Origin of the sequence: Pseudomonas sp. W17, from assembly GCF_040268305.1 — a bacterium.
GTDB lineage: Bacteria > Pseudomonadota > Gammaproteobacteria > Pseudomonadales > Pseudomonadaceae > Aquipseudomonas > Aquipseudomonas protegens.
Map to the genome: position 1 here is coordinate 6,933,814 of NZ_CP158490.1, position 11,816 is coordinate 6,945,629.

The following is an 11,816-nucleotide window of genomic DNA, read 5'->3' on the forward strand; positions in this document are numbered from 1 at the left end:
CACAAAAAAGCCCCCGCCCGGGATCCCGGGCAGGGGCTTTTTTATCGACGCAATCTTTGTGGGAGCCGGCTTGCCGGCGAAGGCACTCACGCGGGCAACTCAAGGCCCAAAGGCCTCTTCGCCGGCAAGCCGGCTCCTACAGGTCAGATTCCGTACTGCGCGCGGTAGGCTTCCACCGCTGGCAGATGCTGCTTGAGCGCCGGATCATCCGCCAGGAACTGCAGGACCTGGGTCAGGGAGACAATGCTCACCACCGGAATGCCGAAGTCACGCTCGACTTCCTGGATCGCCGACAACTCGCCGTTGCCGCGTTCCTGACGGTTCAGGGCGATCAGCACCCCGGCCGCCTTGGCGCCGTCCTGGGACTCGATGATCTGCATCACTTCGCGGATCGCCGTGCCGGCGGTGATCACGTCGTCGATGATCAGCACATCGCCAGTCAAGGGAGCCCCCACCAGGCTGCCGCCTTCGCCGTGAGCCTTGGCTTCCTTGCGGTTGAAGCACCAGGGCAGATCGCGCTGGTGATGCTCGGCAAGCGCCACCGCAGTGGCCGCCGCCAGAGGAATGCCTTTATAGGCCGGGCCAAACAGCACATCGAAGGGAATGCCGCTTTCGACGATCGCCGCGGCGTAGAAACGCCCCAGCTGGGCCAGCGCCGAACCGCTGTTGAACAGGCCGGCATTGAAGAAGTAAGGGCTGGTGCGCCCGGACTTCAGGGTGAACTCACCGAAGCGCAAAACCCCGCGATCGATGGCAAAACGAATGAAATCGCGCTGATACGCCTGCATGAAAAAACCCCAGATACCACGGATTTAGCTAATTAGGTAGAGCTCGGGTATCATACACGCACGTGATTTTTGGGGCCATTTATGCGGATCATCAGTGTGAACGTCAATGGTATTCAGGCTGCAGTGGAGCGTGGTTTGCTCAGTTGGCTGCAGGCACAGAATGCCGACGTCATCTGCCTGCAGGACACCCGCGCCTCTGCCTTTGAACTGGACGACCCAGCCTTCCAACTGGATGGCTACTTCCTTTATGCCTGCGATGCCGAAGTCCCTGCCCAAGGCGGTGTGGCTTTGTATTCGCGGTTGCAGCCGAAGGCGGTCATCAGCGGCCTCGGCTTCGAGACAGCCGATCGTTACGGGCGCTACCTGCAAGCCGATTTCGACAAGGTCAGCATCGCGACCTTGCTGCTTCCATCAGGGCAGAACGGCGATGAAGACTTGAACCAGAAGTTCAAGCTAATGGACGATTTCGCCCGTTATCTGGATAAACAGCGGCGCAAACGTCGCGAGTACATTTATTGTGGCTCGCTGTACGTGGCGCAACAGAAGCTGGATATCAAGAACTGGCGCGACAGCCAGCAATCTCCGGGCTTCCTGGCACCTGAGCGTGCCTGGATGGACGAGATCATTGGCAACATGGGTTATGTCGACGCATTGCGTGAAGTCAGCCGTGAAGGCGACCAGTACAGCTGGTGGCCGGACAACGAACAGGCCGAGATGCTCAACCTGGGCTGGCGTTTCGATTACCAGTTGCTGACTCCCGGCCTGCGTCGCTTTGTCCGCAGCGCTCGCCTGCCGCGCCAGCCGCGCTTCTCGCAGCACGCACCGCTGATCGTGGACTATGACTGGACGCTGACCATCTAAGCGTCCTTTCACCGCCACAAAAAAGCCGACATCGCTGTCGGCTTTTTTGTGCTTGCTCGAGCTACTTGATCAGGCGCCAGGTAAAGGGGTAGCGATAAGGCACCCCTTCGCCAGCCTTGACTCCGCCGATGATGGTCAGCACCAGGGCTCCGATCGCCAGCAGGCCGAACATAAAGAACCCGATCACCACGATCATCAACAGGAAGCACACCGCCGACGCAATGGCGACGGTCAGCTGGAAGTTCAGTGCTTCCTTGCCCTGGGCATCGATAAAGGGATCGGTTTCGCGCTTCATCTGCCAGAGAATCAACGGTCCGATCAGTGTGCCGAAAGGAACCCAGATCCCCAGTAAGGCGGACAGGTGACAAAACATCGCCCATTGCCGGACTTCGTGGCTCGGCGTAGGCAGCGGCAGTTGTTCATCACTCATGGTGCTCTCCTTGCTGAAGACCTGCGCCCATCAATCGGCGAGCGCGGCTTGCTGCAGTTGGAAAATCTCGTTCATGCCTTGCTGGGCCAGGGCCAGCATCGCATTCAGTTCAGCCGGCTGGAACGGCGCACCTTCGGCAGTGCCCTGCACTTCGATGAAACCACCGGTGCTGGTCATCACAACGTTGAGGTCGGTTTCGGCAGCCGAGTCTTCCAAATAATCCAGGTCCAGGACCGGTTCGCCCTGGTACATGCCGACGGATACCGCGGCGATCATCTGCTTCAGCGGATCGCCGCCTTTCAGGCCACCGCGCTTCTTGATCACTTTCAAGGCGTCGACCAGAGCCACCATGGCGCCAGTGATCGATGCGGTACGAGTACCGCCGTCGGCCTGGATCACGTCGCAATCGACATACAGGGTGACGTCGCCCAGCTTGGACATGTCCAGCGCGGCGCGCAGCGAACGGCCGATCAGGCGCTGGATCTCCAGGGTCCGACCGCCCTGCTTGCCACGGCTGGCTTCGCGCTGGTTACGCTCGCCGGTAGCCCGCGGCAGCATGCCGTACTCGGCAGTCAGCCAACCCTGACCCTGGCCCTTGAGGAAGCGCGGCACACCATTCTCGACGCTGACCGTGCAGATCACTTTGGTATCACCGAACTCGACCAGTACAGATCCCTCGGCGTGTTTGGTGTAGTTGCGGGTGATGCGGATCGAGCGGAGCTGATCGGCGGCGCGACCACTTGGACGTTTCATAGGGGAACACCTGTACGGGGACGGAAAACTGCCGAGCATTATAAAGCCCGCAACCGCGCCAGGGCACGCCTAAAAAGGTCAAAGGAGCATTTACACCGCGGATGAGTCCTGTTGCGACGAGCTGCAATGCATTGGCAGCACCAGGGTTTGGGGGCTCCGACCGCACTGCGCTACAATCCTGCGCCTTCGCAGCCTGTCGGCTTCAATTCATCTTTATCAGGCCCGCCCAACCCCCTCACGGTTGGTGCCGGCGCTGAATCGGAGGTACCTCCATGGTGCACAGCATGACCGCCTTCGCCCGGGTAGAACGGGCAGGCACTCAGGGCACCCTGAGCTGGGAACTGCGCTCGGTCAACAGCCGCTACCTGGAGCCGCACCTGCGTTTGCCGGAAGCCTTTCGCGACCTTGAAGGCGCGGTCCGCGAAGCCCTGCGCCAGGGCCTGTCCCGCGGCAAGGTCGAGTGCACCTTGCGCTTCATCGAGGAAACCGCCGGCAAACCGCTGCAGGTAGATCGCGAGCGCGCCGCGCAACTGGTCGCCGCCGCCGAGTCCGTCGCCAGCCTGATCAAGCAGCCGGCCGCGCTCAACCCGCTGGAAGTCCTGGCCTGGCCGGGCGTACTGGTGGCCGACGCCACTGACCCGCAAGCCTTGAACAGTGACGCCCTGGCCCTGTTCAACCAGGGCTTGAAGGAACTGAAGAACGGCCGCGAACGGGAAGGCGCCGAACTGGCCAGGCTGATCGACGAACGCCTGTCCTCCATCGAGGAAGACGTGGCGACCCTGCGTGAACTGGTCCCGCAGATGCTCGCGACCCAGCGCCAGAAGATCCTCGACCGCTTCGCCGACATGCAGGCCGAGCTGGATCCGACCCGTCTCGAACAGGAGATGGTGCTGCTGGCACAGAAAAGCGACGTCGCCGAAGAACTGGACCGCCTGAGCACCCACATCATTGAAGTACGTCGCGTGCTTAAGTCCGGCGGCGCGGCCGGGCGGCGCCTGGACTTCCTGATGCAGGAACTCAACCGCGAAGCCAACACACTGGGCTCCAAGGCCTTCGACCCGCGCAGCACCCAAGCTGCGGTCAACCTCAAGGTGTTGATCGAGCAGATGCGCGAACAAGTGCAGAATATTGAGTAAGGCAACTGACATGACCCACAGCACCGGCACCCTGTACATCATTTCCGCGCCGTCGGGCGCGGGCAAGAGCAGCCTGGTCAAGGCCCTGACCGACGCCAAACCGGAGATTCGCGTCTCGGTCTCCCACACCACCCGTGCCATGCGCCCCGGTGAGGTGGACGGCGTGAACTATCACTTCGTCTCCCGCGAGACGTTCGTGAAGATGGGTGAGCACGGGGACTTCCTGGAGCGCGCCGAAGTGTTCGGCAACCTCTACGGAACCTCGCAAAGCCACCTGCAGCAAACCCTGGACGCAGGCCACGATCTGATTCTGGAAATCGACTGGCAAGGCGCGGAACAAGTACGCAAGCTGATGCCCCAGGCCCGTTCGATCTTCATCCTGCCACCGTCCTTGCAAGCCCTGCACCAGCGCCTGACCAACCGTGGGCAGGACAGTGACGAGGTCATCGACGGGCGGATGCGCGAAGCCGTCAGCGAAATGAGCCACTACGTCGACTACGACTATCTGATCATCAACGACGATTTCGCCCACGCACTGGGCGACCTGAAGGCGATTTTCCGCGCCAATCAGCTGCAACAGAAACGCCAGCAGCAGCGTTTCGGCAAATTGCTGGCTGAACTCCTGGGTTAAAACAGCACTTCCCAAAACCGCTGCAAGCGCTTTACATTGGCACTTGCAGCGCGTTGAAGGGCTTGGTTAAAAAATCAGCGCTTCCCTTAACGCTGGTGATTTTTTAAACTGTCGAGTCCGCTCGCCCATCCGGGCAGCGCGCATATTGCATTTGCTACGAGGAAGACCATGGCCCGCGTAACCGTTGAAGACTGCCTAGAACACGTGGATAACCGCTTTGAGCTGGTCATGCTCTCTACCAAGCGTGCCCGTCAACTGGCCACCGGCGGCAAAGAGCCGAAAGTAGCATGGGAAAACGACAAACCTACCGTTGTCGCCCTGCGCGAAATCGCTGAAGGCCTGATCGACTACGCAGCCATCGCCGAAGCCGAAATCGTTGAAGATGAGCCGCTTTTCGCTGCTTTCGAGGACGAGTCCAACGAGGCCGTCTGAGCCTATGCCTGGTCGACGTAGCACGGCGCGGGATCACAGCTTACGGCAGGAGACATCATGCCGAGCATAGACGCCCTCGCCGATCGCTTATCGACCTATCTCGGCACGGACCAGGTCAATCTGGTCCGCCGAGCGTATTTCTACGCCGAACAAGCCCATGACGGTCAACGCCGTCGCAGCGGCGAGGCGTACGTCACGCACCCACTCGCGGTAGCGAACATTCTTGCCGACATGCACATGGACCATCAGAGCCTGATGGCCGCGATGCTGCATGACGTCATCGAAGACACCGGCATCGCCAAGGAAGCGCTCAGCGCGCAGTTCGGCGAAACCGTGGCCGAATTGGTGGATGGGGTCAGCAAACTGACCCAGATGAACTTCGAAACCAAGGCCGAAGCCCAAGCGGAAAACTTCCAGAAGATGGCCATGGCCATGGCCCGCGACATTCGCGTGATCCTGGTCAAGCTGGCCGACCGCCTGCACAACATGCGCACCCTGGAAGTACTTTCCGGCGAAAAGCGTCGGCGGATCGCCAAGGAAACCCTGGAGATCTACGCCCCCATCGCCAACCGCCTGGGCATGCACGCCATCCGCATCGAATTCGAAGACCTGGGCTTCAAGGCGATGCACCCGATGCGTTCCGCGCGGATCTACCAGGCGGTCAAGCGCGCCCGGGGCAACCGCAAGGAAATCGTCAACAAGATCGAGGAATCCCTCAGCCACTGCCTGGCCATCGACGGCATCCAGGGCGAGGTCAGCGGTCGCCAGAAGCACCTGTACGGCATCTACAAGAAGATGCGCGGCAAGCGTCGAGCCTTCAACGAGATCATGGACGTTTATGCGTTCCGCATCATCGTCGACAAGGTAGACACCTGCTATCGCGTACTCGGCGCTGTACATAATTTGTACAAGCCGCTACCGGGACGCTTCAAGGACTACATCGCCATTCCCAAGGCCAACGGCTATCAGTCGCTGCATACCACGCTGTTCGGCATGCACGGAGTACCGATCGAGATCCAGATTCGTACCCGGGAAATGGAAGAAATGGCCAATAACGGCATCGCCGCCCACTGGCTGTACAAATCCAGTGGCGACGAACAACCCAAAGGCACTCACGCCCGCGCCCGCCAATGGGTCAAGGGCGTGCTGGAAATGCAGCAACGCGCCGGCAACTCCCTGGAATTCATCGAGAGCGTGAAGATCGACCTGTTCCCGGACGAAGTCTACGTGTTCACGCCCAAAGGCCGGATCATGGAGCTGCCCAAAGGCTCCACCGCGGTGGACTTCGCCTACGCGGTTCACACCGACGTCGGCAACAGCTGCATCGCCTGCCGGATCAATCGTCGCCTGGCGCCGCTGTCCGAACCCCTGCAAAGCGGTTCCACAGTGGAAATCGTCAGCGCCCCGGGCGCGCGCCCGAACCCGGCCTGGCTGAATTTCGTGGTCACCGGCAAGGCCCGCACTCATATCCGCCATGCTCTCAAGCTGCAGCGCCGCTCCGAGTCCATCAGCCTCGGCGAACGCTTGCTGAACAAGGTGCTCAACGGCTTCGACAGCTCCCTGGAAAAGGTCCCGGCCGAACGCATTCAGGCGATTCTCCAGGAATACCGCCTGGAACTGATCGAAGACCTGCTGGAAGACATCGGCCTGGGCAACCGCATGGCCTACGTTGTGGCGCGCCGCCTGCTGGGCGAAGGCGAACAGCTGCCAAGCCCGGAAGGCCCGCTGGCAATCCGCGGCACCGAAGGCCTGGTGCTGAGCTACGCCAAGTGCTGCACGCCGATCCCGGGCGATCCGATCGTCGGCCACCTGTCCGCCGGCAAGGGGATGGTGGTGCACCTGGACAACTGCCGCAATATCAGCGAAATCCGCCATAACCCGGAAAAGTGCATCCAGCTCTCCTGGGCCAAGGATGTCACCGGCGAATTCAATGTCGAACTGCGCGTCGAACTGGAACACCAACGCGGCCTGATCGCGCTGCTGGCCAGCAGCGTCAACGCCGCCGACGGCAACATCGAGAAAATCAGCATGGACGAACGCGATGGTCGCATCAGCGTGGTCCAACTGGTGGTCAGCGTGCACGACCGCGTACACCTGGCCCGCGTGATCAAGAAACTGCGCGCCCTGACCGGGGTCATCCGCATCACCCGCATGCGTGCGTAGCCCGTCCATTACAAGGAGTCATTCATGACCAAGACTGTTATCACCAGCGACAAGGCACCTGCTGCCATCGGCACCTACTCCCAGGCGATCAAGGCTGGCAACACCGTCTACATGTCCGGCCAGATCCCTCTGGACCCCAAGACCATGGAGCTGGTGGAAGGCTTCGAAGCCCAGACCGTCCAGGTGTTCGAAAACCTCAAGTCGGTAGCCGAGGCCGCTGGCGGTTCGTTCAAGGACATCGTCAAGCTGAACATCTTCCTCACCGACCTGAGCCACTTCGCCAAGGTCAACGAGATCATGGGCAAGTATTTCCAACAGCCTTACCCAGCCCGCGCCGCCATTGGCGTGGCCGCCCTGCCAAAGGGTGCACAGGTTGAAATGGATGCCATTCTGGTCATCGAGTAACACCCGCGGCGCAGCCCTCAAGGCTGCGCCGTTTTCGTTCTGAAAGGATTTCGTCATGCGCCAAGCGCTAGCTGTTTCGCTGCTCGCCGTACTGCTCGGCGGTTGTGCCAGCGACCCCGCCAAAAACGATGTGGGCGGCATCTGGATCAATCAGGTAGCGATCGACGCAGCCTCCAAGGGCGGCCCTTTGCGTGAAGCCCTCCAGGCCTACGGCCCGAACCTGGAATGGGAGCTCAATACCAAGGCTGGCCAGGCCCGCTACACCAACGGTTTCGAAACCGTCGAAGGCAAGATCATCGGCGACGGTTCCAGCACTGCAAAAGTCGAGTTCTATGGCAGCGCCGCCACCGACTTGAAGCGCAACGGCAAGCAACTGCTGCAAGTGGCCAACGACAATGAGCCCGAGCAGGTCTTCGACCGCCCCAAAGACCCCGCCCCCGAAGGCGCGCCGCTAGGCGCCAACTTCGAGCGCGCCTTGTACTCGGCGTATCTGGGTGGCAAGTGGAAGATCGTCAACGGACCGGGCCTGGGCAACGAGGTGCAGTTCCAGGCAAACGGCGCCGTCCAGGGCCTGCCGGGCGCCGATCGCTACGCCTTGTGCCTGGCTGGCGACTGCGCCTCGATGAGCGGCGGCAACGATAGCATCTGGCTGCAGCTCAACGGCCAGGGCAACTCCTGGATCTTCGTGCGCAAGGATCAACAGCTGGAGATCTTCCAGGCGGTGAATACCGCCCTGGCGGATGAAGTGCCCTCGCTGACGCCGGGCAGCCAGCAGTGGTTGCTGGAAAAGCAGTAACTACCCTGTAGCCGCTGCCGCAGGCTGCGACAAGGTCCACAGGACCTTCGGCCTGTCGGCAGCGACGCCCTCGGGAAGCCGGTCGCAGCCTTCGACCGCGACCCCAAGCTGCTCGGGCAGCTTAGCCCTGCGTCGTCAGAATCGCTGCATAACCTTCGCGATAACTCGGATAGCGCGGCACCCAGCCCAGCGCCCTGGCCCGGGCATTGCTGCAACGCTTGCTGCCGGTACGACGCACGCTGGCATCGTCCGCCCATTCGGTGACGCCCAGGTAATCGCGCAGCCAGTCGACGACCTCTGCCAGGGGCGCGGGCGCATCGTCCACGCCGATATAGCAATCATCCAGCGCCGTGCCACTGCGGTCCGCCTTGATCAGGAACGCCAGCAGGCCCGCGGCATCGTCCGCGTGAATACGGTTGCCGTACAACGGCGGCTCGATCGCCACGCGATAACCCCGGCGCACCTGGGTCAGCAGCCACTCGCGACCCGGGCCATAGATGCCGGTCAAGCGCACCACAGTGGCGGGAATATCGCTGCCCAGAGCCACCTGCTCGGCTTCCAGCATCATGCGTCCGGAGTAGGCCTGGGCCTCGGCCACGGAAGTCTCGTCGACCCACTCACCGTCCTTCTGCTCATAAACGCTGCTGCTGGAGACAAACAGCAAACGCTTGGGCGCCTGGCCGCGCTGCTTGAGCCAGCCCAGTACATGCTGCAGACCATCGACATAAGCTGCGCGATATCCGGCTTCGTCATGCTCGGTGGCCGCCGCGCAATACACCAGATAGTCCGGCGACTTCTGCGGCCATTGCCCGGGGCATTGCTCGCTGAACAGGTCACCTGCAATGCCCACCACCCCCTGTGGCAAGCGCGATACGTTGCGACGCAGGCCGTAAACCTGCCATTGCTCGGCCAGCAGTTGAGTCGCCAGGCGACTCCCGACATCACCGCAACCGGCGATCAATACAGAGGGGGAGGACATCAGAAAACTCCTTTGGGAAAGGTCAAGACTAGCCCTCGCACTGGACGAACGGCTAGCAATCAAGGAAAAAAAGATACTCTATTACTTCTGTTAACAAGAATTACTTGCAATAATAACCGCCCATTTTGTTCTCGGCCCTGCGAGGCCTAGAAGGACATTTCACCCTTTTCTCCTCTCAGGTCCGGCCAGCATGACAAGCAACCAACTCTCCGTCTCGCCAACCAAACGCCCAAGCCCGCTGCGCGCCATGAGCGCGGTTGCAGCGCTGTTGTGCAGCCTGCTGCTGGCACCGACCGCAGCCTTTGCCGACCAGCACGCCCCAGCCACCGCCGCAGCCCCTGCCGCGACCGCTCCAGCCGCTGAACATACGGCCACCGACCCGACCGCTCCAGCCGCAGCCCCAGTGGCCGGCGAGCCAGTCCAGGCCGAAGGCCAGCCCGCTATCGGCGAAGACGCTCCTGAAGTCCTGGAGGCCGACAACACCCTGGGCATGGCCCATGACCTGTCGCCGTGGGGCATGTACCAGAACGCCGACATCATCGTGAAACTGGTGATGATCGGCCTGGCCATCGCCTCGATCATCACCTGGACCATCTGGATCGCCAAAGGCTTCGAGCTGATGGGTGCCAAGCGCCGCCTGCGCACTGAAATCGCCGCGCTGAAAAAGGCCACCACCCTAAAGGAAGCCAGCGCCACCGCCACCAAGGAGGGCACCCTGGCCAACCTGCTGGTGCACGACGCCCTGGAAGAGATGCGCCTCTCGGCCAACAGCCGCGAGAAGGAAGGCATCAAGGAGCGCGTCAGCTTCCGCCTGGAGCGCCTGGTGGCTGCCTGCGGCCGCAACATGAGCAGCGGCACCGGCGTGCTGGCCACCATCGGTTCCACCGCGCCGTTCGTCGGCCTGTTCGGCACCGTGTGGGGCATCATGAACAGCTTCATCGGCATCGCCAAAACCCAGACCACCAACCTTGCCGTGGTTGCCCCGGGTATCGCCGAAGCCCTGCTGGCCACAGCCCTGGGCCTGGTTGCCGCGATTCCCGCGGTGGTGATCTATAACGTCTTCGCCCGCTCCATCACCGGCTACAAGGCCCAGGTCACCGACGCCTCGGCCGAGGTCCTGCTGCTGGTCAGCCGCGACCTGGATCACCAGCCGAACGAGCGCTCCGCACAACCGCACATGGTGAAAGTGGGGTAATCAGCCATGGGCTTGCATTTGAAAGAAGGCGCAGGCGACGACCTGGCCGAAAACCACGAGATCAACGTCACGCCGTTCATCGACGTGATGCTGGTGCTGCTGATCATCTTCATGGTGGCCGCACCGCTGGCCACCGTGGACATCAAGGTCGACCTGCCCGCCTCCAGCGCCAAACCGGCGCCGCGTCCGGAAAAACCGGTATTCCTCAGCGTCAAGGCCGACAAGCGCCTGTTCCTCGGCGAAGACGAAGTCAAGGCTGAAACCCTTGGCGCCATCCTCGACGCCCGGACCCAGGGCAAGAAAGACACGACCATCTTCTTCCAGGCCGACAAAGGTGTGGATTACGGCGACCTGATGAGTGTGATGGACACCCTGCGGGCGGCCGGCTACCTGAAAGTCGGCCTGGTCGGACTTGAGACGGCAGCCAAGAAATGATCACGACGCGCCAAAGACTGACGCGTTACAGCGGTAGCCTGGCAGTGGTGTTGGGCGTCCATGGGTTGGCGATCCTGCTCGCCCTCAACTGGTCCAAGCCACAGCCCATGCCCATCCCCCCCCAAGCCATGGTGGTGGAATTGGCACCTGCCCCTGTGCCGCCTCCACCGGCGCCGCCGAAAGTGGTGACCCCGCCACAACCGCCGGCCCCCGTGGAAGAACTGCCGTTGCCGAAACTGGCCGAAGCGCCGAAGCCGACCATCTCGGTACCCAAGCCGGTGAAGCAGAAGCCCAAGCCGCAACCGCCAAAGCCGGTGGTCAAGCCTGAGCCGCCCAAGGAAAAGCCTTCCGAGGAAAAGCCCAGCGACGCCCCGGTCACACCGGCTCCGTCCAAGCAGCCCGCGCCTGCGACCCCTGGCCCGTCACCGGCCCAGGCCGCCGCCAAGGCTAACTGGCAGGGGGAATTGCAGGCGCACCTGGCCAAGTACAAGCGCTATCCGAGCGAGGCTCAGCGTCGAGGCAAGGAAGGCACCAATTCCCTGCGCTTCGTCGTCGATGCCGAAGGCAAGGTGCTGTCCTATGAGCTGGTAGGCAGATCGGGCAATGCCGATCTGGACCGGGCCACGCTGGACATGATCCGTCGTGCCCAGCCGCTGCCCAAGCCACCGGCAGACATGCTCAACAACGGCAGCGTGGAAATCACCGCCTCGTACAACTACGAGATCGACCGCAGCCGCGGCCGCCGCTGATCCACCGCAAGGGCACCTTCAAGGTGCCCTTAGCGTTTGTGCCGCCTGGAGCAGGCATTGGCG

The 11,816-nt window shown here is 62.0% G+C and carries 14 protein-coding genes; 10 read left to right on the top strand and 4 right to left on the bottom strand.

The window, feature by feature from the left end; translation table 11 throughout:
* Positions 1-143: 143 nt before the first annotated feature.
* Entirely contained in the window at positions 144-788 is a 645-nt protein-coding gene (pyrE, locus tag ABCR88_RS32020; RefSeq protein ID WP_011064226.1) for an orotate phosphoribosyltransferase, read from the bottom strand.
* Between the two features lie 81 nt (positions 789-869).
* Here pyrE and ABCR88_RS32025 point away from each other — a divergent pair, with 81 nt between their 5' ends.
* Entirely contained in the window at positions 870-1,649 is a 780-nt protein-coding gene (locus tag ABCR88_RS32025) for an exodeoxyribonuclease III (RefSeq protein ID WP_011064227.1), read from the top strand.
* Positions 1,650-1,710: 61 nt separating this feature from the next.
* Here ABCR88_RS32025 and ABCR88_RS32030 read toward each other — a convergent pair whose 3' ends face one another.
* Entirely contained in the window at positions 1,711-2,079 is a 369-nt protein-coding gene (locus ABCR88_RS32030) for a DUF4870 domain-containing protein (protein ID WP_011064228.1), read from the bottom strand.
* 30 nt (positions 2,080-2,109) lie between these two features.
* On the bottom strand, positions 2,110-2,832 hold the full coding sequence (rph, locus tag ABCR88_RS32035) for a ribonuclease PH (protein WP_011064229.1): 723 nt from the start codon (positions 2,830-2,832) through the stop codon (positions 2,110-2,112).
* 272 nt (positions 2,833-3,104) lie between these two features.
* Here rph and ABCR88_RS32040 point away from each other — a divergent pair, with 272 nt between their 5' ends.
* From ABCR88_RS32040 to ABCR88_RS32065, 6 genes are all read left to right on the top strand, one after another.
* Entirely contained in the window at positions 3,105-3,968 is an 864-nt protein-coding gene (locus ABCR88_RS32040; protein WP_015637471.1) for a YicC/YloC family endoribonuclease, read from the top strand.
* A 10-nt stretch (positions 3,969-3,978) separates the two neighbouring features.
* Positions 3,979-4,599 carry a guanylate kinase gene (gmk, locus tag ABCR88_RS32045; RefSeq protein ID WP_011064231.1) on the top strand — a complete coding sequence of 207 codons (621 nt, stop codon included), beginning with the start codon at positions 3,979-3,981 and terminating at the stop codon, positions 4,597-4,599.
* A gap of 168 nt (positions 4,600-4,767) precedes the next feature.
* On the top strand, positions 4,768-5,031 hold the full coding sequence (rpoZ, locus tag ABCR88_RS32050) for a DNA-directed RNA polymerase subunit omega (protein ID WP_007921129.1): 264 nt from the start codon (positions 4,768-4,770) through the stop codon (positions 5,029-5,031).
* 57 nt (positions 5,032-5,088) lie between these two features.
* A complete protein-coding gene (spoT, locus tag ABCR88_RS32055) occupies positions 5,089-7,194 on the top strand; it encodes a bifunctional GTP diphosphokinase/guanosine-3',5'-bis pyrophosphate 3'-pyrophosphohydrolase (RefSeq protein WP_011064232.1) in 2,106 nt (701 codons plus the stop codon).
* A 24-nt stretch (positions 7,195-7,218) separates the two neighbouring features.
* A complete protein-coding gene (locus tag ABCR88_RS32060) occupies positions 7,219-7,599 on the top strand; it encodes a Rid family detoxifying hydrolase (protein WP_007921133.1) in 381 nt (126 codons plus the stop codon).
* Positions 7,600-7,654: 55 nt separating this feature from the next.
* Positions 7,655-8,395: a hypothetical protein gene (locus ABCR88_RS32065; protein ID WP_011064233.1), complete on the top strand. Its 741-nt coding sequence runs from the start codon at positions 7,655-7,657 to the stop codon at positions 8,393-8,395.
* A 121-nt stretch (positions 8,396-8,516) separates the two neighbouring features.
* Here the strand turns inward: ABCR88_RS32065 and ABCR88_RS32070 are convergent, their stop codons facing one another.
* On the bottom strand, positions 8,517-9,374 hold the full coding sequence (locus ABCR88_RS32070) for an SDR family oxidoreductase (protein WP_350403877.1): 858 nt from the start codon (positions 9,372-9,374) through the stop codon (positions 8,517-8,519).
* A 190-nt stretch (positions 9,375-9,564) separates the two neighbouring features.
* On the opposite strand from ABCR88_RS32070, the gene exbB reads away from it, so the two are divergent.
* From exbB to ABCR88_RS32085, 3 genes are read left to right on the top strand one after another with little or no spacing between them, the layout of a single operon-like run.
* Entirely contained in the window at positions 9,565-10,569 is a 1,005-nt protein-coding gene (gene exbB / locus ABCR88_RS32075; RefSeq protein WP_015637473.1) for a tonB-system energizer ExbB, read from the top strand.
* A 6-nt stretch (positions 10,570-10,575) separates the two neighbouring features.
* On the top strand, positions 10,576-11,004 hold the full coding sequence (exbD, locus tag ABCR88_RS32080) for a TonB system transport protein ExbD (RefSeq protein ID WP_011064236.1): 429 nt from the start codon (positions 10,576-10,578) through the stop codon (positions 11,002-11,004).
* Entirely contained in the window at positions 11,001-11,753 is a 753-nt protein-coding gene (locus tag ABCR88_RS32085) for an energy transducer TonB (protein ID WP_011064237.1), read from the top strand. Before exbD ends, ABCR88_RS32085 begins: the two co-directional genes overlap by 4 nt.
* Positions 11,754-11,816 lie beyond the last annotated feature (63 nt).